A 23,754-nucleotide genomic window follows, 5' to 3' on the forward strand; every position below is an offset into this window, starting at 1 on the left:
GCACGAGCACGAGGCAGCGCGCCGGGTGGCGGCATGGGTGGCGGCACGGGCGGTGGCATGGGCGGCGGCGCCGGCGCGCGCCCCTGGGTCGACTACACCGCCGCCGCGCGCCAGACCGAGCTCGGCATCGCCCAGCCGCGCCAGGCCTACCTCGGCATGGTGCGCGACGCGATCCAGCCCGGCGGCGGCTTCCCGCGCCCCGCCGCGCCGGCATCGGCCGGCTACGCGGGCGGCTCGTCCACGCCTCCGGCCTGGCTGGCCGACGCCCAGGCCGCGCGCGAAAACGACCCGCCCGGACTGCTCGACGCCCCCGTGCGGCAGGAACCGGCAGCCGGCGACGCCAACCCGCTTGGCTTCGCCATCGCGCAACTGCACGGCATCTACGTGCTCGCGCAGAACGCGCGCGGCCTGGTGCTGGTGGACATGCACGCCGCCCACGAACGCATCCTCTACGAGCAGATCAAGACCGCCCTCGAGACGCGCGAGCTGGCGGTGCAGCCGCTGCTGATCCCGGTCACGCTGACCGCCAGCCCGATGGAGATCGGCGCCGCCGAGGAACACCAGGAAACGCTCGCGCTGCTGGGCTTCGATATCGCGCCGGTCTCGCCCACCACGCTTGCGGTGCGCGCCATCCCCGCGCTGCTCAAGCAGGCCGACACCGAGGCGCTGGCGCGCGACGTCCTGCGCGACCTGCAATCGTTCGGCGGCTCGCGCGTGCTGGCCGAGCGGCAAAACGAGCTGCTCGCCACGCTGGCCTGCCACAACGCGGTGCGCGCCAACCGCAAGCTCACCGTGGAAGAAATGAACGCGCTGCTGCGCCAGATGGAGCAGACCGAGCGCGCCGACCAGTGCAATCACGGCCGGCCCACCTGGGTGCAGCTGTCGGTGGCGGAACTGGACCGGTTGTTCCTGCGCGGCCAGTAAGCCGGCCGATCGCATCGCATAGCATCGCATCGCCTTGACAGCCTCCGCTCCCCCCGGCCACGCCGCGCCCGTCGTCTGCCTGCTCGGCCCCACCGCATCGGGCAAGACCGCCGCCGCGCTCGCGCTGGCGGCGCAGACACCTGTCGAGATCATCAGCCTCGATTCGGCCCTGGTCTATCGCGGGATGGATATCGGCACCGCCAAGCCGTCCGCGGCCGAGCTCGCCTCGGTGCCGCACCACCTGATCGACATCATCGACCCGGCCGAGAGCTATTCGGCCGCGCAGTTCGTGGCGGACGCCGAACGCCTGACCGGCGAGATCCGCGCGCGCGGCCGCGAGCCGCTGATCGTCGGCGGCACCATGCTCTACTACAAAGCGTTGACGCAGGGCCTGAACGACCTGCCGCAGGCCGACCCCGCAGTGCGCGCGGAACTCGACGCGCTGGCCGCCGAGCGCGGCTGGCCGGCCCTGCACGCGATGCTGGCCGAGGTCGACCCGGTCACCGCCGCGCGGCTGGCGCCCAACGACGCGCAGCGCATCCAGCGCGCGCTGGAAATCCACCGGCTCAGCGGCCAGCCGATGTCCACGCTGCTGGCGCGGCAGGCGGACGAGCGCACGTTTGCCGGCACGGCCGATCGCCGCTTTCGCGTGATCGCGCTGGAGCCATCGGACCGCGCGGCGCTGCATGCGCGCATCGAATCCCGCTACGACGCCATGCTGGCCGGTGGCTTCATCGAGGAAGTGGAACGCCTGCGCGCGCGCGGCGACCTGCAGCCCACGCTACCCTCGATCCGCTGCGTGGGCTACCGGCAAGTGTGGGAATACCTCGACGGCGAGACCGACTTCGCCACCATGCGCGAGCGCGGACTGGCCGCCACGCGCCAGCTCTGCAAGCGCCAGCTCACGTGGCTGCGCAGCACGCCCGAGCGCGAGGTGGTGGACTGCCTCGCGCCCGGCTATGTGGCGCGGGTGGCGGAGCTGGCCCGCATCGGGCAGGCCTGAGCGGCCCGGCAGCCGCGCCTGGACCGGCGCAGGCATTCGCAACAATTGCACCAGAAGCGCCGGCCAAAGTGATGCCTGGGCGATAATCCGCGTTTCTCGACTCGCCCCGCGCACTGCCATGACCACCGCCGCCGCTCCCCGTTTTGTCCTGCGCCCCGCCACCGCCGCCGACTGCGACACGCTGCTCCAGCTGATCTCGGCGCTGGCGGAGTACGAAAAGCTGACCCACCTCCTCGAAGCCACCCCGCAGAAGCTGCATGAGGCGCTGTTCAGCCCGCGCCCGCTGGCCGAGGCGGTACTGGTGGAGGTGCCCGGTGCGCAAGGGCCGCAGGCGGTCGGCTTCGCGCTGTTCTTCCACAACTTCTCGACGTTCCTGTCCAGGCGCGGCCTCTACCTGGAAGACCTCTACGTGGAACCGGCCTGGCGCGGCCACGGCATGGGCAAGGCGCTGCTCAAGCACCTGGCGGCGCTGGCGGTCGAGCGGGGCTGCGGCCGCTTCGAGTGGACCGTGCTCGACTGGAACACGCCGTCGATCGATTTCTACCGGGCCATGGGCGCGGACGTGCTGCCGGACTGGCGCATCTGCCGGGTGACGGGAGAGGCACTGACCAAGATGGGTGGGGCTGAATAGGCGGATTGGCGCGCGCAAAAAAAAAACGGCACATGCTCGCATGTGCCGTTTTTGCTGCCGGGGCGCTGACGCTCAGACCACCACGGTCTGCGCCTGGCCTTCCKCGCGCTCSCKGATYTCGCCGATCTGCCACACAGCTTCGCCGGCTGCCTGCAGATGGCGGATGGCGCGCTCGGCGTCTTCCTTGGCCACGATCACCACCATGCCGATGCCGCAATTGAACACGCGGTGCATTTCGTCGTCGGCCACGTTGCCTTGCGCCTGCAGCCACTGGAACAGCGGCGGCAGGGTCCACGCATCGCGCTGCAGCACGGCGGTCACGTTCTGCGCCAGCACGCGCGGCACGTTCTCGGTCAGGCCGCCGCCGGTGATGTGGGCCATGCCCTTGACCGGCAGGGTCTCGATCAGCGACAGCAGCGGCTTCACGTAGATGCGGGTCGGCGCCATGATGGCGTCCTGCAGGCGCTGGCCGTGGAAATCGGCGTTCAGGTCCGGCTTGGCCACCTCGATGATCTTGCGCACCAGCGAGTAGCCGTTGGAGTGCGCGCCCGACGAGGCCAGGCCCAGCACCACGTCGCCCGGGACGATGGTGCTGCCGTCGATGATGCGGCTTTTCTCGACCGCGCCGACGGCGAAGCCGGCCAGGTCGTATTCGCCGTCGGGGTACATGCTCGGCATTTCGGCGGTCTCGCCGCCGATCAGCGCGCAGCCGGACAGCTCGCAGCCGTGGGCGATGCCCTGGATCACGGTGGCCGCGGTTTCCACGTCGAGCTTGCCGCAGGCGAAGTAGTCGAGGAAGAACAGCGGCTCGGCGCCCTGCACCAGGATGTCGTTGACGCTCATCGCGACCAGATCCTGGCCCACGGTGTCGTGGCGGTTGAGCTGGAACGCCAGCTTGAGCTTGGTGCCCACGCCGTCGGTGCCGGAAACCAGCACCGGCTCCTTGTATTTCTTCGACAGCTCGAACAGCGCGCCGAAGCCCCCGATGCCGGCCATCACGCCTTCGCGCATGGTGCGCTTGGCGAACGGCTTGATGCGGTCTACGAGCGCGTCGCCCGCATCGATATCGACGCCGGCATCGCGGTAGGAAAGGCCTGCCTGGCCGGAAGTGGGGGATGCGCTCATAGAACCTGCTCGTCCTGGGGGTGTGAAGTGAGGAATGCGGCGCTCACGACGGCGATTTGCGGCCGCGAGTCCAGTAGAATCGCAATTTTAACGGATACAGGCTTCCGGCTTCCAGTTTCCGGTTTCCCGCGTCATGAAGTCTTGCCCCCACACCATGCCGATGCACATCAATCAGGCGGCCCCCGGCCAGCGCGCATGCGCCCTGCGGGCGGTCGGCGCAAGCATGCCGCGACGCGTTTACCCGGTAGCTGGCTTTCATCCCAAGTAACCGAAACGTCATGTATCCGCGTCCCAAGCAGCTTTCGCTTGAACTTGGCAGTCCGCCGCCGTCGACCTTCGAGAATTTCTTCGTGGCCGCCAACCGCGAGCCGGTGCAGCGCCTGAGCGACCTGGCCACGGCCGTCGCGCAGGAGCGCGCGTCCGACCGCCTGATCTACCTGTGGGGTGAAACGGGCTCGGGCCGCACCCACCTGCTGCACGCGATCTGCGAAAGCGGCTACCAGGCCGGCATCGGCTGCCGCTACCTGAGCCCGCACCATGCCCTGTCGGACTTCATCTTCGATCCCAGTTGCCAACTCTACACCGTCGACGACGTGGAACTGCTTGACGAAGCGCGCCAGATCGCGGTGTTCTCGCTCTACAACGAGGTGCGCGCCCACGTGCGCACCGCCATCGTGGTGGCCGGCAGCGTGGCGCCGCTGGCCATGCCGGTGCGCGAGGACCTGCGCACGCGCCTGGGCTGGGGCCTGGTCTACCAGCTTGCACCGCTGTCGGACGAAGACAAGATGACGGCGCTGGTGCAGGCGGCGCGCGAGCGCGGCCTGCAGCTTTCGCCCGAAATCCCGCACTGGCTGGTCACGCGCCACTACCGCGACATGCCCAGCCTGATGGCCTTGCTGGACGCGCTCGACACCTATTCGCTCGAGCGCAAGCGCGCCGTCACCCTGCCGCTGCTGCGGGAAATGTTTGCGGAGCTGCGCGAGTGAGCGCAGGCTACCGGCACGGTGCCCGCGGCCACTGGCATGCCCCGTGCTTGCATGTACCGCGGTGCAGTGACGCCAAGAAACCGGCAACAATCACGTTAATGTAAAATCGCCGCCCATGAATCTGGCATTGTTCGACCTCGACCACACCCTGCTCCCGACCGACAGCGACCACGAATGGGGGCGCTTCCTGGTGCGCCTCGGCGTTGTCGACGAGGAAGCCTACCGCCGCAAGAACGACGAGTTCTACGGGCAGTACAAGGCAGGCACCCTGGATATCCAGGCCTTCCTGCGTTTTGCGCTGGCGCCGCTGGCCGCCAATCCGCGCGACCGCCTGGAAGCATGGCGCAAGCAATTCATGCGCGAAGTGATCGATCCGGTCATCACGCCCCAGGCGCGCGCGCTGGTGTACAAGCACCTCGACGCCGGCGACCTGTGCGCGGTGGTCACCGCCACCAACAGCTTCGTCACCGCGCCGATCACGGCCGCCTTCGGCATCAAGCACCTGATCGCCACCGAGCCGGCCACCGCCAACGGGCAGCCGGACGGCGCCTTCACCGGCGAAGTGGCGGGCATCCCCAGCTTCCGCGAGGGCAAGATCGCCCGCGTCGAGGCCTGGCTAAAGAGCATGGGCACCCAGTGGGATGCCTTCGAAACCACCACCTTCTACAGCGATTCGGCCAACGACCTGCCGCTACTGGAAAAGGTCAGCGAACCGATCGCCGCCAACCCGGACGATCGCCTGCGTCACCACGCCGCCGCGGCCGGCTGGCGCATCATGGATCTGTTCTGACGTGATCAAGAAGCTAATCAACCGGCTGCTCGGCAAGCCGGGCCCCCAGCAGCGCCCGGCCAAGCGCCGTGGCCAGCGTGCCCATACGCCGCGCATCGTGGCGCATGACGAGCACCAGATCGACCAGACGCTGATCTCGCGCAACGCCATCAAGGTCACCTCCACGCTGCAGCAGGCCGGCTACCAGGCCTTCATCGTCGGCGGCGCGGTGCGCGACCTGCTGCTCGGCATCAAGCCCAAGGACTTCGACGTCGCCACCAACGCCACGCCCGACCAGGTGCAGGCGCTGTTCCGCCGCTCGCGCATCATCGGGCGGCGCTTCCAGATCGTGCACGTGACCTTCTACGGCGGGCGCGAGCAGGAGATCATCGAGGTCTCCACCTTCCGCGCGCTGGTCGACGCCATCGCCAGCGAGACGCTTCCCGAAGGGCGTCGCCTCAAGCGCGCCGAGCTCGACAGCAAGACCCATGCGATCGACGCCTSSGGCCGCGTGCTGCGCGACAACGTGTGGGGCTCGCAGGCCGAAGACGCGGAACGCCGCGACTTCACCATCAACGCGATGTACTACGACCCGGCCGAGCAGACGGTGTATGACTACCACCACGGCATGGAAGACATCCGCGCGCGCACCCTGCGCATGATCGGCGACCCGGTCACGCGCTACCGCGAGGACCCGATCCGCATGCTGCGCGTGGTGCGCTTCGCTGCCAAGACCGGCTTCGGCATCGACGAGGACACGCGCCAGCCGATCGCCGACCTGGCCTCGCTGATCCACAACGTGCCGAGCGCGCGCCTGTTCGACGAGATGCTCAAGCTGCTGATGTCCGGCCATGCCTGGGCCTCGCTGCAGGAGCTGCGCAAGGCCGGCCTGCACAAGGGCCTGCTGCCTCTGCTGGACGTGGCGATCGAGCAGCCGATGGGCCAGCGCTTCGTGCAGCTGGCGCTGGACAACACCGACCAGCGCGTGCAGGTCGGCAAGCCGGTCTCGCCGGGCTTCCTGTTCGCCGCGCTGCTGTGGCACCACGTGCTGCAGCGCTGGACCGCGCTGCGCGAGGAAGGCGAGCACGCCATCGCCGCGCTCAATATCGCGATGGACGACGTGCTGGAACGCCAGACCGGCCAGCTTGCCATCCAGCGCCGCTTCGTCACCGACATGCGCGATATCTGGGGCATGCAGCCGCGCTTCGAGAAGCGCGTGGGCCGCATGCCGTTCCGCCTGATCGAGTCGCCGCGTTTCCGCGCCGGCTTCGACTTCCTCCAGCTGCGCTGCGATTCCGGCGAGCAGCYGGCCGAGCTGGCGCGCTGGTGGCAGGACTTCCAGAACGCCGACGGCGAGGGCCGCGAAGCCCTGATCGACGCTGTGCGCCCGGCGCGCGGCGGCAAGCAGGGTGGCGGTGGCGGCGGCGGCAGCACCGACAGCGGCGATCAGCCCACCGACTGGGAAGGCGGCGGTGACAGCGGCGAAGGCGGCGGCCCGGCACGCAAGAAGCGCCGCCGGCGCAGTCCGCGGAAATCGGATAAAGTTTCCTCCCGGAGCGATATGGATGCGAGCCAGGAAGCCGGCTCCAGTGAAGACCGGAAAACCGGCAAGGTGCGCGTCCAGCCGGAGGAATCGTAATGACAGTTGCCTTTATCGGCATCGGGGCCAACCTGGGCGATGCCCGGCAGGCCCTCAAGGATGCCATCGTGTGCCTGGCCCAGCAGGTCGGCATCACGGTGCTGGCGCGATCGTCGCTGTACCGCACGGCCCCGGTCGATGCGGGCGGCGACGACTACTTCAATGCGGTGGTCAAGGTGGAAGCCTCGTTCACCGCCGCCCAGCTATTGCGCATCTGCCACCACATCGAAGACCAGTTCGGCCGCGAACGGCCGTTCCACAACGCGCCGCGCACGCTCGACCTGGACCTGCTGCTGTTCGGCGACGAGATCCATCGCGGCGAGCATCTCTCGGTGCCGCACCCGCGCGTGGCCGAGCGCGCCTTCACGCTGGTGCCGCTGCTCGAGCTGGACGCCGCGCTGGTGATCCCGGGGCTGGGCCCCGCCGCCGGTTTCCTGCCCGCGGTCAATGCGCAGCGCGTGGAAAAGATCTCGTTCTGCCAGTGCACGCGGCAAGCCGAGGCGCGCGGCGCTTCCTGACGCCGCGCCAGCGCAGCGAACGGGCACGCCGCTGTCTGCCCCGCGCCCCCCTGCACCACTCCCCTGACCCGCTTCTCTAGCCACCGGATCCGCCCATGCTCGAACACTTGCGCAGAATCGTGGTGGAAGGCCCCATCGGCGCCGGCAAGACGGCGCTGGCGCAGCGCCTGGCGCAAACCCTGCGCACCGGCGAACTGCTCGACACCGCGCGCGACAACCCCTTCCTCGAACGCTACTACCGCGAGCCGGCGCGCTACGCCCTGCCCCTGCAACTGTCGCTGATGAACCGGCGCGCGCAGCAGCTGGCGGCATGGCAGGCGGCCCTGCTGGCCGGCCAGCGCATGGTGGGCAACTTCCTCTACGCGAGGGACCGCCTCTACGCCGGGCTCACGCTGCCCGAGGACGAACTGGCGCTGTACGATGCCCTCGCCGCGCGCCTGCCTGCGCAAAGCCAGCGCGTGGACCTGGTGATCGTGCTGCAGGCCTCGCCCGCGCTGTTGCGCGAGCGCATCGCGCGCCGCAACGCGCCCGGCGAGTCCAGCATCGACGAGGCCTATCTCGATCGTCTGTGCGACGCCTACGGCGAGCTGTTCCACCGCTATGACGAAGCGCCGGTGATGATCGTCGACACCGCCCACTTCAGTCCGGTGGACAATGACGGTGATTTCCGTACACTAATGTCGCGCATCGAAAACATGCGCGGCCGCAAGGCCTTTCTCAATCTCGCTGCGCCCTGACAGGTACCCGCCTGCCAGCCTGACCATAACGACAGCAGCCGCTGCCGCGCACCGCGGCAAAGCGGATTGCAGGGGACCGCGCAACGCCGCACGCCCGATGGCGGCCGGCCCGCCTCCCGTCTCTCTACCGGCCCAACGTCATGAGCTACCTCCTCGACCCCTCCCGCAAGACCGTCACCATCCCCAAGCTGCAGGCGATGCGCGCCACCGGCGAGAAAATCGCCATGCTGACCGCCTACGACTCCAGCTTCGCCGCGCTGCTCGACTACTGCGGCGTCGAGGTGCTGCTGGTCGGCGATTCCCTAGGCAACGTCATGCAGGGCCAGCAGACCACGCTGCCCGTGACGCTGGAGCAGGTGATCTACCACACCGAATGCGTGGCGCGCGGCAACCAGAGCGCACTGCTGGTGGCGGACCTGCCGTTCGGCACCTACCCCACGCCCGAGACGGCCTTCGCCAGCGCCGCCGCGCTCATGCGCGCGGGCGCGCACATGGTCAAGCTCGAAGGCGGCGACTGGCTCGCGCCCACCGTCAAGTTCCTGGTCGAGCGCAGCATCCCGGTGTGCGCGCATATCGGCCTGACCCCGCAGTCGGTGCACGCGCTGGGCGGTTTCAAGGTGCAGGGCAAGACTGACGAAAGCGCCGCGCAACTCAAGCGCGACGCGCTCGCGCTGCAGGCCGCCGGCGCCCAGCTGATCGTGATGGAAGCCGTGCCGGCGGCGGTGGCGGGCGTGGTGACCGGCCTGCTGGCCATTCCGACCATCGGCATCGGCGCGGGCGCGGATTGCTCCGGGCAAGTGCTCGTGCTGCAGGACATGATCAACGTCTACCCGGGCCGCAAGGCCAAGTTCGTGCGCAATTTCATGGACGGCGCGGGCTCGATCGAGGCCGCCGTGCGGGCCTATGTGGCGGCCGTCAAGGACGGCAGCTTCCCGGCTGCCGAGCACACCTTCTCCGCCTGATCCGCCGCCGCGGACCCGCGGCGCCGGCCGGCTGCGGGTCCCTGCCTGTGCTTTCCTGACCTTACCCGCCGGCAGAGAGCGCCGCGGGCAGCACGCCGCGCAGCGAGTTGGCAACCGCCAGCGCCTCGCAGCGCCGCAGCATGGCGCGCGTGACCACCGCCTCGCGCACCGGCCCGCCCAGGTAGCGCCTGCCATCGGCCAGCACGGCGGCGCGCATCACGCCGGGCAGGATATGCGCCGCCAGCGGCGGCGTCAGCCACTCGCCATCCACCTTGACGAACACCGAGCTGCGCCCGCCTTCGAGCAGTTCGCCGCGCGTGTTGAAGAACAGGCTGTCGAAGGCGCCGGCACGTTCGGCCGCCTGCCAGCCCGCGTCGTAGATTGCGCGCGCGCTGGTCTTGTGGCAACGCAGCACATCCGCATCGGGAAGTGCCTGCGCGGCCAGCAGCAACGAGGCGGGCTGCGCGGCCAGGGGCGCCAGCGCGCCATGGGTCACGGCCAGGCCGCCGGTCTTGTCCAGCGCCAGGCGCAGGCGCCAGCAGCCGGCAGCGAGCCCGGCCACCGCTTCGCGCACCGCCGCCCGCGCGCTGGCGGATTCGAAACGAAAGCCAAGACAGGCCGCCGATGCGCCGAGCCGTGCCAGATGCTGGTCCAGCCGCTGGCATGCGCCATCCTCCACGCGCATCGTCTCGAACAGTGTGAAGCCCGGGTCGTGCGCGGTCAGGAAGCGGGCCTTCCAGCCGCATTCCGCGTACTCGCCGGCGGCGTCGCTGTCGTGGACGATGCCGCCGCCCACGCCCATCTCGCCTGCCCGCAGGCCGTCGGCACCCGGCGCGCCCAGCACCAGCGTGCGGATCGCCACGGATAGCGCGAATGCGCCGGGAAAGGCTTGTGCCGGTGCCGCCGGCGCGTCGATCCAGCCGATCGAGCCGGTGTAGAGGCCGCGCGGCGAGGACTCCAGTTCGGCGATGATCTCCATGGTGCGGCGCTTGGGCGCGCCGGTGATCGAGCCGCACGGAAACAGCGCGCGCAGCAGCCCGGCCACGTTCGTGCCCGCACGCGCGGTGGCGGTCACGGTCGACGTCATCTGCAGCACCTGGCCGAACGGCTCCACCACGAAGCGCTCCGGCACGGCCACCGTGCCCGGCACCGCCACCCGCCCGAGGTCGTTGCGCAGCAGGTCCACGATCATCACGTTCTCGGCGCGGTTCTTGGCGTCGGCGGCCAGCCCGGCGGCAGCCTCGGCATCCCGTGCCCGGTCGCCGCTGCGCGGCGCGGTGCCTTTCATCGGCCGCGTCAGCAGATGGCCCTGCCCGTCATGGCGCACGAACAGTTCGGGCGACAGCGACAGCACCCAGCCATCGCCGGGCAGCCGCGCCAGCACGGCGTAGGGCACGGGTTGCGCCGCGCGCAGCGCCGCATAGAGCGCGGGCGGCTCGCCGAAGGCACCGAAGCGCAGGCGCTGGGTGAAGTTGACCTGGTAAGTGTCGCCGGCCTCGATCCAAGCGTGGATGCGGGCGATCGCCGCATGGAAGGCTGGCTCCGGCGTATCGGCCGCGACGTCCAGCACGCCGGCCGGTTGCCCGCCTTGTTCGGTTTGCCCGGCTTGCCGGCCCGCCAGCCATTGCGCGACGGCCTCGCTGTCCAGCTTCTGCAGCGCCCGGAACCACAGCAGCCGCAGCGCGCCGTCGTGGAACGGCAGGGCCTGGCCTGGATGCACGGCGACGCCGACCAGCGGCCCGCCGAATTCATAGGGCGCGAACAGCGTGGCGTGCCAGCCCTGACGCCAGCCTTCGGCCAGCATGGCATCGAGCGCGTCGAGCGCGGTGGCATCGGGCAGCACATCCTCGCGGACGAATCCGGTGTACAGGCGCGATACCGCCTCGCCGGGGGCGGCGGTGGCATCGTCGAGCAGGACGAAGGGATCGTTGCCGGCGGCGGGCCTGCGAAGCGTGCCGGGTGCCTGGCCGGAAAGGGAAGGCATGGGAAATGGGGAAACTGCCACGGGAAAATCACCAGCGTCGGTTGGCGCCGCCTGCAGGCGGGCGACTTGTCATTATCGCGCGCCACAAAACAAAAAGGCCGGCCACGCATTCACGCGTGGCCGGCCGCATGCCGCGAGCCGGATCAGCTGAAGAAGCTCTTCACCTTGTCCAGCCAGGATTGCTCCTGCGGGCTGTGGCGCGAGCCGCCTTCATGCACCGAGCGGTCGAACTGGCGCAGGATGTCCTTCTGCGACTCGGTCAGCTTGACCGGCGTTTCCACGTTCACATGCACGTAGAGGTCGCCGGGATAGCCCGAGCGCACGCCCTTGATGCCCTTGCCGCGCAGGCGGAAGGTCTTGCCGGGCTGGGTGCCTTCGGGCACCGGGAAGCTGGCCTTGCCGCCCAGCGTGGGCACTTCCAGGTCGCCGCCCAGCGCCGCCGTGGCGAAGGAGATCGGCATCTGGCAGTGCAGGTCGTCGCCGTCGCGCTCGAACACCGCGTGCTGCTTGATGTGGACTTCGACGTACAGGTCGCCCGGGGGGCCGCCGTTGATGCCCGGCTCGCCGTTGCCCGACGAACGGATGCGCATGCCCTCGTCGATGCCGGCGGGAATCTTCACCTCCAGCGTCTTCTGCGACTTGATCTTGCCCTGGCCGTGGCACTTGGTGCATGGCTTGGGAATATGCTTGCCGGTGCCGTGGCACTTCGGGCAAGTCTGCTGCATCGAGAAGAAGCCCTGCGAGACGCGCACCTGGCCCGCGCCGTGGCAGGTCGGGCAGGTCTCGACATTGCTGCCGGGCTCGGCGCCGTTGCCGTGGCAGTGTTCGCACTCGTCCCAGTGCGGCACGCGGATCTGCGCCTCGTGGCCGTGCGCGGCCTGCTCGAGCGAGATCTCCATGCTGTAGCGCAGGTCGGCCCCGCGGTACACCTGCGGGCCGCCGCCGGCGCGGCGTCCGCCGGCCTGGCCCTGCTGGCCGAAGATATCGCCGAAGATGTCGCCGAAGGCTTCGGCGAAGCCGCCGTAGCCCTGGCCGCCGCCGCCGAAGCCGCCCGCCATGTTGGGGTCGACGCCGGCGTGGCCGTACTGGTCGTAGGCCGCCTTCTTCTCGGAGTCGGAGAGCATCTCGTAGGCCTCTTTGACCTCCTTGAACTTCTCTTCCGAATCCTTGCTGTCCGRATTGCGGTCCGGGTGGTGCTTCATCGCCAGCTTGCGATACGCCTTCTTGATATCGTCGTCGCTGGCGTTCTTGCCCACCCCGAGCACTTCGTAGTAGTCACGTTTTGCCATGGTGGCTGGTTACCTGATTGGCCCTGTGGCGCGTGCGAGACCCGCCCGGGGCAAATAAATAGCAAAGAAGATAGCAAAAAAGCCGAGCGCGGCATCCGACGGCGGTTCCCCGCTTTGTCAGATGTCCGTCGCCCGGCGTCGGGACAGGGGTTGGCGGCGGTCCTGTGCTGCGCGCCCCTCCCCCGCTCATCCATTACTTCTTGTCGTTGACTTCCTTGAACTCGGCGTCCACGACATTGTCGTCCTGCGGATGGGCCTGCTGCTGGCCCGCGCCTGCAGCACCGGCGGCACCGGCCGCGCCCGCGCCGCCTGCCTCGCCGGCCTTGGCCTGCATGTCGGCATAGACACGCTCGCCCAGCTTCTGGCTGGCGTCGGACAGCGCGCTGACCTTGGCGTCGATCTCGGCCTTGTCACCGCCGCGCGCGGCGTCTTCCAGTTCCTTGATCGCGGCTTCGATCTTTTCCTTCTCGCCCGCTTCGAGCTTGTCGCCGTATTCGGTGACCGCCTTCTTGGTCGAGTGGATCAGCGCGTCGGCCTGGTTGCGGGCGTCAGCCAGCTCGCGGGCTTTCTTGTCTTCCTCGGCGTTGGCCTCGGCGTCCTTCACCATGCGCTGGATCTCGTCTTCCGACAGGCCCGAGTTCGCCTTGATGGTGATGCGGTTTTCCTTGCCGGTCGCCTTGTCCTTGGCGCCCACGTGCAGGATGCCGTTGGCGTCGATGTCGAACGAGACTTCGATCTGCGGCAGGCCGCGCGGCGCCGGTGCGATGCCTTCGAGGTTGAACTCGCCCAGCAGCTTGTTGCCGGTGGCCATTTCACGCTCGCCCTGGAACACCTTGATGGTCACGGCCGGCTGGTTGTCGTCGGCGGTCGAGAACACCTGCGCATGCTTGGTCGGGATGGTGGTGTTCTTGGTGATCATCTTGGTCATCACGCCACCCAGGGTTTCGATACCCAGCGACAGCGGCGTCACGTCCAGCAGCAGCACGTCCTTGCGGTCGCCCGACAGCACCGAGCCCTGGATCGCGGCACCCACGGCCACGGCTTCATCAGGGTTCACGTCCTTGCGCGCTTCCTTGCCGAAGAATTCCTTGACCTGTTCCTGCACCTTGGGCATGCGGGTCATGCCGCCGACCAGGATCACGTCGTCGATCTCGCTGACCTTGACGCCGGCGTCCTTGATCGCGATGCGGCACGGCTCGATGGTGCGGGTGATCAGTTCTTCCACCAGCGCTTCGAGCTTGGCGCGCGTCATCTTCAGGTTCAAGTGCTTCGGACCCGAGGCATCCGCCGTGATGTACGGCAGGTTGATTTCGGTCTGCTGCGAGCTCGACAGTTCGATCTTGGCCTTTTCGGCCGCTTCCTTCAGGCGCTGCAGCGCGAGCACGTCCTTGGACAGGTCGACGCCCTGGTCCTTCTTGAACTCGCCGATGATGTAGTCGATGATGCGCTGGTCGAAGTCTTCGCCGCCCAGGAAGGTGTCGCCGTTGGTCGACAGCACTTCGAACTGCTTCTCGCCGTCCACGTCCGCGATCTCGATGATCGAGATGTCGAAGGTGCCGCCGCCGAGGTCATACACGGCGATCTTGCGGTCGCCCTTCTCGTTCTTGTCCAGGCCGAACGCCAGCGCGGCCGCGGTCGGCTCGTTGATGATGCGCTTGACKTCSAGRCCGGCGATGCGSCCGGCGTCMTTGGTGGCCTGGCGCTGSSAGTCGTTGAAGTARGCSGGCACCGTGATCACGGCTTCGGTCACCGGCTCGCCGAGGTAGTCCTCCGCGGTCTTCTTCATCTTGCGCAGCACTTCGGCCGACACCTGCGGCGGCGCCAGCTTCTGGTCGCGCACCGACACCCATGCGTCGCCGTTGTCGGCCTTGACGATGGAATACGGCATCAGGCCGATGTCCTTCTGTACTTCCTTTTCTTCGAACTTGCGGCCGATCAGGCGCTTCACCGCATACAGGGTGTTGCGCGGATTGGTCACCGCCTGGCGCTTGGCCGGCGCACCCACCAGGATCTCGCCGTCTTCCATGTAGGCGATGATCGACGGGGTGGTACGCGTACCTTCGGCGTTTTCGATCACCTTCGGCGTATTGCCTTCCATGATCGCGACACAGCTATTGGTGGTACCGAGGTCGATACCGATGATCTTACCCATTTATTCTCTCCTCTTGAGCCCCACTATCCGTGGGCGCTGCAATTCGTCCTGAAGCCGAAATGTGGCCGTCCGGGGCCATTTCAAGTGCCGCAGGCGCAATTCCGAGTAAATTTCTCGGTTTTTCCGGGTGTTCAACGGCAAGCCGGCGCGATGACTTGAGCACCGCCACGCCAAACCCGCCGGCAAGCCGCATTTTGTGCGCCTTGCCATACTTTATTTGAGACGCAAGACCGGGGCTGCCTCAGCGCCCGCGCTGCCACAGGACATCGCTGCCGCCAGCGGCGCGGTTGAGCACCCGCGCCAGCACGAACAGCAGGTCCGAGAGCCGGTTCAGGTACTGGCGCGGCGCTTCGTTGAGCGCTTCCTGCGCGCCCAGCGCCACCAGGGCCCGCTCGGCACGCCGGCAGACCGTGCGGCAGACATGGGCCACGGCCGCCGCGCGGCTGCCGCCGGGCAGGATGAACTCGGCCAGCCGCGGCAAGGCGGCGTTGTAGTGCGCCAGCCATTCGTCGAGCTGCAGCACCTGTTCCGGCTTGACGAGCACGTAGCCGGGGATGGACAGCTCGCCGCCGAGGTCGAACAGGTCGTGCTGGATATGCAGCAGCGCCGCGCGTACCTCGTCGGGCAGCGTCTCGGTCAGCAGCACGCCGATATTCGAATTGAGTTCGTCGACATCGCCGATGGCGGCGATGCGCAGGCTGTCCTTGCCGGTGCGGCTGCCGTCACCGAGGCCGGTGGTGCCGCCGTCCCCGGTGCGGGTGGCGATCTTGGTCAGGCGGTTGCCCATGGGGGTCTCCTCGTTGGCAATCCAGCATTATGGCGCCCATCGGGGGCCGCGGCGGCGGCCGGCGCCGGCCTGCCCGCCATCCGGCCCGGGGTGCGCGTTGCGGCGCCTGATGCGCTGGACGGCACAGGCGCGGCGTAGAATACGGGATTCGCCCAATACGCTGTCGGGCGCCAGTGCCGGCACCGTCGCGCGCGCCTCCCCCGATGGCGGGCGCCGCACGGCAGCCCGCCGCCGCAGTCCCGCCGGAGACACCATGAACCATCCCACCCCCCTTACGGCGCTGGTGCGCCAGCCGCTGCCGGCAGCCGTGCGCGATGCCTTGCAGGCCCGTTTCGGCGAACGTTTTTCCACCTCTTCGGGCGTGTGCGAGCACCACGGGCGCGACGAATCGCCATTCCCGCCTGCCGCGCCGGACGGCGTGGTCTTCGCCCACACCACCGAGGAAGTGGCCGAGGTGGCCCGGCTGTGCAATGAATACCGCGTGCCGCTGATTCCCTACGGCGCCGGCTCCTCGCTCGAAGGCCACCTGCTGGCGGTGGCCGGCGGCATCAGCCTGGACCTGTCACAGATGAACCGCGTGCTGTCGGTGCAGGCCGAGGACCTGAACGTGACGGTGCAGCCGGGCGTCACCCGCAAGCAGCTCAACCTGGAAATCAAGGACACCGGCCTGTTCTTCCCGATCGACCCGGGCGCCGATGCGTCGCTGGGCGGCATGTGCGCCACGCGCGCCTCCGGGACCAACGCGGTGCGCTACGGCACCATGCGCGAGAACGTGCTGGCGCTGACCGTGGTCATGGCCGACGGCCGCGTCGTCAAGACCGGCACCCACGCGCGCAAGTCTTCCGCCGGCTACGACCTGACCCGCCTGATGATCGGCAGCGAAGGCACGCTCGGCATCATCACCGAGGTCACGGTGCGGCTCTACCCGCAGCCGGAGGCCGTCTCCGCCGCCATCTGCGCCTTCCCCAGCATGGGCAGCGCGGTGCAGGCGGTGATCGACACCATCCAGCTCGGCGTGCCGGTCGCGCGCGCGGAGTTCGTCGACGCGCTGGCCATCCGCGCCATCAACCGGCACGACAGCCTCGCCATGCCGGAGATGCCGCACCTGTTCTTCGAGTTCCACGGCACCGAGGCCGGCGTCAAGGAGCAAGCCGAGACCGTCCAGCAGATCGCCGCCGAGCATGGCGGCCAGGGCTTCGAATGGGCCACCCGGCCGGAAGACCGCAGCCGCCTGTGGAACGCCCGCCATACCGCCTACTTCGCCATGCTGCAGCTCAAGCCGGGCTGCCGCGCCGTCACCACCGACGTGTGCGTGCCGATCTCGCGCCTGGCTGACTGCGTGACCGAGACCGAGCACGACCTCAACGCCTCCAGCCTGCCCTGCCCCATCGTGGGCCACGTGGGCGACGGCAATTTCCACGTCGCGATCCTGACCGATCCGGCCCGGCCCGAGGAACTGGCCGAGGCCGAGACCATCAACCGGCGCATCGTGGAGCGCGCGCTGGCCATGGGCGGCACCTGCACCGGCGAGCACGGCGTGGGCCTGCACAAGATGGACTTCCTGGTCAGCGAGCACGGCGAGGACGCGCTGGACCTGATGCGCGCCATCAAGAACGCGCTCGATCCCAACCACATCCTCAACCCGGGCAAGATCTTCCGCGCCTCGCGCTAAAGGCCGTCCATGGCCGCCGTGTTCAACCGCGTACCGCCGCTGCACCTGCTGATCGCGTTCGAGGCCGCCGCCCGCCTGGGCAGCTTCGCGCGCGCGGCGGAGGAGTTGTCGGTCACGCCCAGCGCCGTATCGCACCGCATCAAGAACCTCGAGGAACTGTGGGGCGAGGACCTGTTCGTGCGCTCCAATGCCGCGCTGCGCCTGACCTCCGCCGGCACGCGCTACCTGCGTAACGTGCAGGACGCGCTCAAGTCCCTCAACGAGCTGGCGCGGCCCGAGTACAACAAGCAGCGCACGCGCCTGCGCGTGGCGATCCCGCCCACCTTCGGCCGCCAGCACCTGGTGCCGCGCCTGCCCGAGTTCACCGCGCTGTACCCGCATATCGACACCGAGCTGCACCTGGCCATCCCCTTCCTCGACGTGAAGGCGGAGGACACCGACGTCGAGATCCGCTACGGCACCGGGCGCTACCCGGACCTGAAGACGACGAAACTGCTGGTCGAGCCGGTGTTCCCGGCCTGCGGGCGCGAATACTACGAGCGCATCGATGGCCGCTCCATTACCAGGCCCGAACACCTGCACAACCTGGTGCTGCTGCGCAGCCCGCTGGAGCCGTGGAAGCCGTGGTTCGAGACCGCCGGGCTGGACTGGCCCGAGCCGCAGACCGGCCCGCAGTTCAACGACATCGGCCTGATGCTGGAGGCCATCGCCTCCAACCAGGGCGTGGCGCTGGTGCGCCAGCGCATGGCCCGCCAGTGGCTGGCGCTGGGCCAGATGGTGCGCCTGCTCGATATCGAGTCGGTTTCGCCGCACGGCTACTACATCGTCGAGCGCGAGCAGGCGCCGCTCAAGCCCGAGGCGCGCTATTTCGTCGACTGGCTGCTGGGCCTGGAGTGGTAGCGGCGCGGCAGGCATGTGGCGCCGGCGTACCGCGGCGGTGACGTCCGGCGCCGGCCGCCGGTGCTAAGCTGGAATCGCGCACCTGCCCCGCGCCTGCCATGTTCCGGCCCGCCGCCGACATGAGCGATTTTGATCGGCCTGCCATGCGGAATTCACGTCGCCGCATGGCTGCGCGGCGACCGCGCTGCGCTATAGTCCTTGCTCCCCACCCGCTTGCGCGCCGCCATGGCGCCTGCTTGCGGCCACTACAGGAGTTGCCATGAACGCCCCGCACGAAGTCTCCCAGGTCACCGACGACAGCCGCCGCGCGGCGCTGCTCGAAGGCCTGGCGAAAATCCTGCCCGATGCGGCCCTGTTGTGGAAACCCGAAGACACCGCGCCGTACGAATGCGACGGCCTGGCCGCCTACCGCCAGCTGCCCATGGCGGTGGCGCTGCCCGACAAGGAAGAACAGGTCTGCGCCATCCTGCGCCTGTGCCACGCGCTGCAGGTGCCGGTGGTGCCGCGCGGCGCGGGCACCAGCCTGTCGGGCGGCGCCATGCCGATCGCCACCGGGCTGGTGCTGTCGCTGGCCAAGTTCAAGCGCATCGTCAGCGTGGATGCGCGCTCGCGCACCGCGATCGTCCAGCCGGGCGTGCGCAACCTGGCCATCTCCGAGGCCGCCGCGCCGTTCAATCTCTATTACGCGCCCGACCCGTCCTCGCAGATCGCCTGCACCATCGGCGGCAACGTCAGCGAGAACTCGGGCGGCGTGCATTGCCTGAAATACGGCCTCACGGTGCACAACGTGCTGCGCGTGCGCGCCGTCACCATGGAAGGCGAGGTGGTGGAGTTCGGCTCGGAGGCGCCCGACGCGCCGGGGCTGGACCTGCTGGCCGTGCTGATCGGCTCCGAAGGCATGCTGGCGGTGGTGACCGAGGTGACGGTCAAGCTGATCCCGAAGCCGCAGCTGGCGCAGGTGATCATGGCCAGCTTCGACGACGTGGCCAAGGGCGGCGACGCCGTGGCCGACGTGATCGGCGCCGGCATCATCCCGGCCGGGCTGGAGATGATGGACAAGCCCGCCACCGTCGCCGTGGAGGAATTCGTGCGCGCCGGCTACGACCTCGACGCCGCCGCCATCCTGCTGTGCGAATCCGACGGCACGACCGAAGAAGTGGCCGAGGAGATCGAGCGCATGAGCGAGGTGCTGCGCGCCTCGGGCGCCACGCGCATCGCCGTGTCGCAGAGCGAGGCCGAGCGGCTGCGCTTCTGGAGCGGGCGCAAGAATGCCTTCCCCGCCGCTGGCCGCATCTCGCCGGACTACTACTGCATGGACGGCACCATCCCGCGCAAGCATATCGGCACGCTGCTCAAGCGCATCGAGGAGATGGAGCGCAAGTACGGCCTGCGCTGCATGAACGTGTTCCACGCCGGCGACGGCAATATGCATCCGCTGATCCTGTTCGACGGTGCCGATCAGGACGAATGGCACCGTGCCGAGCTGTTCGGCTCCGACATCCTGGAGAGCTGCGTGGAGCTGGGCGGCACCGTCACCGGCGAGCACGGCGTGGGCGTGGAGAAGCTCAATTCCATGTGCGTGCAGTTCGCGCCGGAGGAGCGCGAGATGTTCTTCGGCGTCAAGGCGGCCTTCGACCCGGCGCGCCTGCTCAATCCCGACAAGGCCATTCCCACGCTGGCACGCTGCGCGGAATACGGCCGCATGCATGTCAAGCGCGGCGTGCTGCCGCACCCCGACCTGCCGCGCTTCTGAGCATGGCAGGCCACGACGCCGCGCCGCGCGCCCGGCAGAACGCACGGACGCGCCGGCGCCTGGGCAAGCCCGCGCCGGCCTGACCCCTACCGCGCCCGGGCCGGCTCAAGCCGACCCGGGGCGACCCGGGCCCACACAAACCAGAACGAGCCAGCACCCATGCCAGCCGACCAGCAAGCCACCCTCGACGCCTTTCGCGACACCATCCGGCGCGCCACCGACACGCGCRCGCCACTGCGCCTGCGCGGCGGCGGCAGCAAGGATTTCTATGGCCAGCAACTGCAGGGCGAGGTGCTCGATACGCGCGCCTACAGCGGCATCGTCGACTACGACCCGCCCGAGCTGGTGATCACCGCGCGCTGCGGCACGCCGCTGGCGCAGATCGAGGCAGCGCTGGCGGAGCGCCGCCAGATGCTGGCCTTCGAGCCGCCGTATTTCGGCGACGGCGCCACCACCATCGGCGGCGCGGTAGCGGCCGGCCTGTCCGGCCCGCGCCGGCAGGCGGTGGGCGCGCTGCGCGACTTCGTGCTGGGCACGCAAGTGATGGACGGCCGCGGCGACATCCTGAACTTCGGCGGCCAGGTGATGAAGAACGTGGCCGGCTATGACGTGTCGCGCCTGATGGCCGGATCGCTGGGCACGCTCGGGCTGATTCTCGAGGTCTCGCTCAAGGTGCTGCCCGTGCCCTTCGACGACGCAACGCTGCGCTTTGCACTGAGCGAGCCGGATGCGCTCGACCACCTCAACGAGTGGGGCGGCCAGCCGCTGCCCATCGCGGCCTCGGCCTGGCACGACGGCGTGCTGCACCTGCGCCTGTCGGGCGCGGCGGCGGCCTTGCGCGCCGCGCGCGAGCGCCTGGGCGGCGAGGCCGTGGCGCCGGACCAAGCCGATGCGCTGTGGCGCGCGCTGCGCGACCAGCAACATCCCTTCTTTGCGCCGGTACAGGCCGGGCGCGCGCTGTGGCGCATCGCCGTGCCCACCACCGCCGCGCCGCTGGCGCTGCCGGGCAGCCAGCTGATCGAATGGGGCGGGGGCCAGCGCTGGTGGCTGGGCGGCGCCGACAGCGCGGCCGATGCCGCCGTCGTGCGTGCCGTGGCCAGCGCGGCCGGCGGCCACGCCACGCTGTTCCGCAACGGCGACAAGGCAGCGGGCGTGTTCACGCCGCTGGCGGCGCCGCTGGCCGCGATCCACCAGCGCCTCAAGGCCAGCTTCGATCCCGCCGGCATCTTCAATCCGCATCGCATGTACGCTGGCCTCTGAGCCGCGAGCCAGGCCCCACCCACATCCAGCAAAGGCACCGGAGAGTCCCCGACCATGCAAACCACCCTGGCCGAATTCCTGCGCGACACACCCGAAGGCGAAGAAGCCAAGTCGATCGTCGGCAAATGCGTGCACTGCGGCTTCTGCACCGCCACCTGCCCCACCTACCAGCTGCTCGGCGACGAGCTGGACGGCCCGCGYGGSCGSATCTACCTGATGAAGCAGGTGCTSGAAGGCCACCCCGTCACGGAAAGCACGCGCCTGCACCTGGACCGCTGCCTGACCTGCCGCAACTGCGAATCGACCTGCCCTTCCGGCGTGCGCTACGGCCGGCTGGTGGATATCGGCCGCAAGGTGGTGGATGACCGCCTTGCAGCCCAGGGGGTGCACCGCCCGGCTGGAGAACGTCTCGCACGCTGGGCCCTGCGCGAAAGCATGACGCGCCCGGCGCTGTTCGGCACCGCCATGCGCCTGGGCCAGCGCGTGCGCCCGCTGCTGCCGCAGGCGCTGCGCAACAAGGTGCCGAAGCCGGCCGCCGCCGGCGCGTGGCCGCGCAACACGCACGCGCGCAAGATGGTGTTGCTCGACGGTTGCGTGCAGCCGTCGATGTCGCCCAACATCAATGCCGCCACCGCGCGCGTGTTCGACCGCCTCGGCGTGCAGTTGCTGGTGGCGCGCGAGGCCGGCTGCTGCGGCGCGGTGCGGTACCACACCGGCGACCACGACGGCGGCCTCGACAATGCGCGCCGCAATATCGACGCCTGGTGGCCGCTGGTGGAAGCCGGCGCGGAAGCCATCGTGATGACGGCCTCGGGCTGCGGCGTGATGGTCAAGGAATACGGCCACCTGCTGCGCAACGATGCGCGCTATGCGGAGCGCGCGCGCCGGATCTCGGCGCTGACGCGCGACCTGTCCGAGCTGCTGCCGGACTTTGCCGACAACCTGAAGGACATGGCCGGGCAGCGTACCGGCGGCGACGCCAAGCGCGTGGCCTACCATCCGCCCTGCACGCTGCAGCACGGCCAGCAGATCCGCGGCAAGGTGGAAGCGCTGCTGACCTCGCTCGGCGTGGACGTGAAACTCTGCGCCGACAGCCACCTGTGCTGCGGCTCGGCGGGCACCTACTCGGTGCTGCAGCCTGAACTGTCCTACCGCCTGCGCGACGACAAGCTCGCCAACCTCCATGCCTCGAAGCCGGACGCGATCGTCTCGGCCAATATCGGCTGCATCACACACCTGCAGAGCGGCACGCAGACGCCGGTGCTGCACTGGGTCGAGCTGGTGGACCGGCTGGTCGGCTGAAGCGGCCGTCGGGCGGCGACGCGCAGGTTTGCTCCCCTCGGGCCATGAGGGGAGAGGGAGTGAAAAAATATCGGGCACCGCGGGCGGCGCTGGCGCATCCCGCTGCCAAACCGGTCCGCTGCGGGTTACCATGCGGTGGCTCCAGAACCGCTTTCTCCCGCGCCCTCCGCAATGCTCCAGACCTTCGCCATCCTGCTGGTTTTCCAATCCGTCGGGGAGGCGCTCAGCTACTCCCTGCGCCTGCCGGTGCCCGGCCCGGTGATCGGCATGATCCTGCTGTTCTGCTGGCTCGCCATCGACGACCGGATCCTGCCGGTGATCCAGGGCACCACCTCCGAGTTGCTCAAGCACCTGTCGCTGCTGTTCGTGCCGGCCGGCGTGGGCATCATGGTCCATGCGCACCGCATCGGCGGCGAGTGGCTGCCGATCGTGGTCGCGCTGGTGCTGTCGACCTGGCTGGCCATCGCCACCACGGCGCTGGTGGCACGCGCGCTGATGGGCCGCGCGCGGCCGCCCGCGGCCGATGCACCGGCCGGCAAGGGAGAGCGCGCATGATGACGCCGCGCCTGAACGAGATCTGGGTCTACCTGGCCGCCAGCCCGCTGCTGGGCCTGACCGCCACGCTGCTGGCGTACGTGTTCGCTTTTCGCATCTACGAGCGCGCGCGCTTCTCGCCGCTGGCCAACCCGGTGATGATCGCGGTGGCCATCCTGGTCACGCTGCTGACGGTGACCGGCACGCCCTACAAGACGTATTTCGACGGCGCGCAGTTCGTCCACTTCCTGCTCGGCCCGGCCACGGTGGCGCTGGCGGTGCCGCTCTACCTGCAACTGCCCAAGCTGCGCCGGCACGTGCTGCCGTTGCTGGGCGGGCTGCTGGCGGGCTCGCTGGTGGCGGTGGTCTCGGCGGTGGGCATCGCCTGGCTGCTGGGCGCTTCGCCGGAAACCGTGCGCTCGCTCGCGCCGAAGTCGGTCACCATCCCCATCGCCATGGGCGTGGCGGAAAAGATCGGCGGCCTGCCTTCGCTCACCGCCGTGCTGGTGATGGTGACCGGCATCATCGGCGCGGTCAGCGCCACCAAGCTGCTCAACCTGCTGCGCATCACCGACTACACCGTGCGCGGCTTCGCCACCGGGCTGGCGGCGCACGGCATCGGCACCGCGCGCGCGTTCCAGGTCAACCAGGAGGCCGGCGCCTTCGCCGCGCTGGGCATGGGCCTGAACGGCGTGCTGACGGCGGTGATGGTGCCGGTGCTGGCGACCTGGATGCCGCGCTGAATTCCCGCGCATCGCTGCTGACAGGACGTTGTCAGGAGCCCCCGCGCATGATCGGCCTCTCCAACCCCAACCGCAGAGGTCATC

Annotated in this window: 22 protein-coding genes; 16 read left to right on the forward strand and 6 right to left on the reverse strand. The window is 69.2% G+C overall.

Translation table 11 applies throughout. From position 1 onward, the window contains the following. The 3 genes from AC1DK4_RS27020 to AC1DK4_RS27030 form a co-directional block, all read left to right on the forward strand. Positions 1-924: DNA mismatch repair MutL family protein (locus AC1DK4_RS27020; protein ID WP_477131885.1), on the forward strand; the 924-nt coding region annotated here is incomplete at its 5' end. A gap of 34 nt (positions 925-958) precedes the next feature. Beyond that, positions 959-1,927 carry a tRNA (adenosine(37)-N6)-dimethylallyltransferase MiaA gene (gene miaA, locus AC1DK4_RS27025; RefSeq protein WP_441618503.1) on the forward strand — a complete coding sequence of 323 codons (969 nt, stop codon included), beginning with the start codon at positions 959-961 and terminating at the stop codon, positions 1,925-1,927. Between the two features lie 118 nt (positions 1,928-2,045). After that, entirely contained in the window at positions 2,046-2,558 is a 513-nt protein-coding gene (locus AC1DK4_RS27030) for a GNAT family N-acetyltransferase (protein WP_441618501.1), read from the forward strand. Positions 2,559-2,630: 72 nt separating this feature from the next. Here AC1DK4_RS27030 and purM read toward each other — a convergent pair whose 3' ends face one another. Both purM and AC1DK4_RS27040 read right to left on the reverse strand, forming a co-directional pair. Beyond that, positions 2,631-3,683: a phosphoribosylformylglycinamidine cyclo-ligase gene (gene purM / locus AC1DK4_RS27035; protein WP_477131886.1), complete on the reverse strand. Its 1,053-nt coding sequence runs from the start codon at positions 3,681-3,683 to the stop codon at positions 2,631-2,633. 43 nt (positions 3,684-3,726) lie between these two features. Then, the gene (locus AC1DK4_RS27040; protein WP_441618497.1) at positions 3,727-3,942 is read right to left on the reverse strand and encodes a hypothetical protein; all 216 of its coding nucleotides are present in this window, start codon (positions 3,940-3,942) and stop codon (positions 3,727-3,729) included. A 19-nt stretch (positions 3,943-3,961) separates the two neighbouring features. On the opposite strand from AC1DK4_RS27040, the gene hda reads away from it, so the two are divergent. From hda to panB, 6 genes are all read left to right on the forward strand, one after another. Further along, a complete protein-coding gene (gene hda / locus AC1DK4_RS27045) occupies positions 3,962-4,669 on the forward strand; it encodes a DnaA regulatory inactivator Hda (RefSeq protein WP_441618495.1) in 708 nt (235 codons plus the stop codon). A gap of 115 nt (positions 4,670-4,784) precedes the next feature. Continuing rightward, positions 4,785-5,459, forward strand: coding sequence for a histidinol-phosphatase (locus AC1DK4_RS27050; protein ID WP_441618493.1), 675 nt, complete (start codon positions 4,785-4,787; stop codon positions 5,457-5,459). A 1-nt stretch (position 5,460) separates the two neighbouring features. Next, positions 5,461-7,077, forward strand: a complete 1,617-nt coding sequence (gene pcnB, locus AC1DK4_RS27055; protein ID WP_477131887.1) for a polynucleotide adenylyltransferase PcnB — start codon at positions 5,461-5,463, stop codon at positions 7,075-7,077. Further along, complete coding sequence (gene folK / locus AC1DK4_RS27060; protein ID WP_441618489.1) at positions 7,077-7,595, forward strand: 2-amino-4-hydroxy-6-hydroxymethyldihydropteridine diphosphokinase; 519 nt, start codon at positions 7,077-7,079, stop codon at positions 7,593-7,595. The genes pcnB and folK overlap by 1 nt, the downstream gene beginning before the upstream one ends. A gap of 95 nt (positions 7,596-7,690) precedes the next feature. Next, positions 7,691-8,332, forward strand: coding sequence for a deoxynucleoside kinase (locus tag AC1DK4_RS27065; protein ID WP_441618487.1), 642 nt, complete (start codon positions 7,691-7,693; stop codon positions 8,330-8,332). Between the two features lie 140 nt (positions 8,333-8,472). Further along, positions 8,473-9,294: a 3-methyl-2-oxobutanoate hydroxymethyltransferase gene (gene panB, locus AC1DK4_RS27070; protein ID WP_441618485.1), complete on the forward strand. Its 822-nt coding sequence runs from the start codon at positions 8,473-8,475 to the stop codon at positions 9,292-9,294. Positions 9,295-9,355: 61 nt separating this feature from the next. On the opposite strand, the gene AC1DK4_RS27075 is transcribed toward panB, so the two are convergent. From AC1DK4_RS27075 to AC1DK4_RS27090, 4 genes are all read right to left on the reverse strand, one after another. Continuing rightward, positions 9,356-11,278, reverse strand: coding sequence for a chorismate-binding protein (locus tag AC1DK4_RS27075; protein WP_441618483.1), 1,923 nt, complete (start codon positions 11,276-11,278; stop codon positions 9,356-9,358). A gap of 143 nt (positions 11,279-11,421) precedes the next feature. Then, positions 11,422-12,567 carry a molecular chaperone DnaJ gene (dnaJ, locus tag AC1DK4_RS27080; RefSeq protein ID WP_477131888.1) on the reverse strand — a complete coding sequence of 382 codons (1,146 nt, stop codon included), beginning with the start codon at positions 12,565-12,567 and terminating at the stop codon, positions 11,422-11,424. A gap of 193 nt (positions 12,568-12,760) precedes the next feature. Continuing rightward, positions 12,761-14,719, reverse strand: a complete 1,959-nt coding sequence (gene dnaK / locus AC1DK4_RS27085) for a molecular chaperone DnaK (RefSeq protein WP_477131889.1) — start codon at positions 14,717-14,719, stop codon at positions 12,761-12,763. Positions 14,720-14,960: 241 nt separating this feature from the next. Further along, positions 14,961-15,506 (reverse strand): cob(I)yrinic acid a,c-diamide adenosyltransferase, encoded by a 546-nt coding sequence (locus AC1DK4_RS27090; RefSeq protein ID WP_441618477.1) that lies wholly within the window; start codon positions 15,504-15,506, stop codon positions 14,961-14,963. 253 nt (positions 15,507-15,759) lie between these two features. Here AC1DK4_RS27090 and AC1DK4_RS27095 point away from each other — a divergent pair, with 253 nt between their 5' ends. The 7 genes from AC1DK4_RS27095 to AC1DK4_RS27125 all read left to right on the forward strand — a co-directional run bounded on the left by AC1DK4_RS27095 (position 15,760) and on the right by AC1DK4_RS27125 (position 23,670). Next, positions 15,760-17,178 carry an FAD-binding oxidoreductase gene (locus AC1DK4_RS27095; protein ID WP_441618475.1) on the forward strand — a complete coding sequence of 473 codons (1,419 nt, stop codon included), beginning with the start codon at positions 15,760-15,762 and terminating at the stop codon, positions 17,176-17,178. 9 nt (positions 17,179-17,187) lie between these two features. Further along, positions 17,188-18,078 (forward strand): LysR substrate-binding domain-containing protein, encoded by an 891-nt coding sequence (locus AC1DK4_RS27100; RefSeq protein ID WP_441618473.1) that lies wholly within the window; start codon positions 17,188-17,190, stop codon positions 18,076-18,078. A gap of 259 nt (positions 18,079-18,337) precedes the next feature. Beyond that, the gene (locus AC1DK4_RS27105) at positions 18,338-19,831 is read left to right on the forward strand and encodes an FAD-linked oxidase C-terminal domain-containing protein (RefSeq protein WP_441618471.1); all 1,494 of its coding nucleotides are present in this window, start codon (positions 18,338-18,340) and stop codon (positions 19,829-19,831) included. Positions 19,832-19,990: 159 nt separating this feature from the next. After that, a complete protein-coding gene (gene glcE, locus AC1DK4_RS27110) occupies positions 19,991-21,091 on the forward strand; it encodes a glycolate oxidase subunit GlcE (protein WP_477131890.1) in 1,101 nt (366 codons plus the stop codon). Between the two features lie 54 nt (positions 21,092-21,145). Further along, positions 21,146-22,393: a glycolate oxidase subunit GlcF gene (gene glcF, locus AC1DK4_RS27115; RefSeq protein WP_441618467.1), complete on the forward strand. Its 1,248-nt coding sequence runs from the start codon at positions 21,146-21,148 to the stop codon at positions 22,391-22,393. 171 nt (positions 22,394-22,564) lie between these two features. Then, positions 22,565-22,948: a CidA/LrgA family protein gene (locus tag AC1DK4_RS27120; RefSeq protein WP_441618465.1), complete on the forward strand. Its 384-nt coding sequence runs from the start codon at positions 22,565-22,567 to the stop codon at positions 22,946-22,948. Beyond that, positions 22,945-23,670, forward strand: a complete 726-nt coding sequence (locus AC1DK4_RS27125; protein WP_441618463.1) for an LrgB family protein — start codon at positions 22,945-22,947, stop codon at positions 23,668-23,670. The genes AC1DK4_RS27120 and AC1DK4_RS27125 overlap by 4 nt, the downstream gene beginning before the upstream one ends. Positions 23,671-23,754: the final 84 nt, after the last annotated feature.

The sequence above is a fragment of the Cupriavidus sp. 05N38 genome (assembly GCF_056397345.1).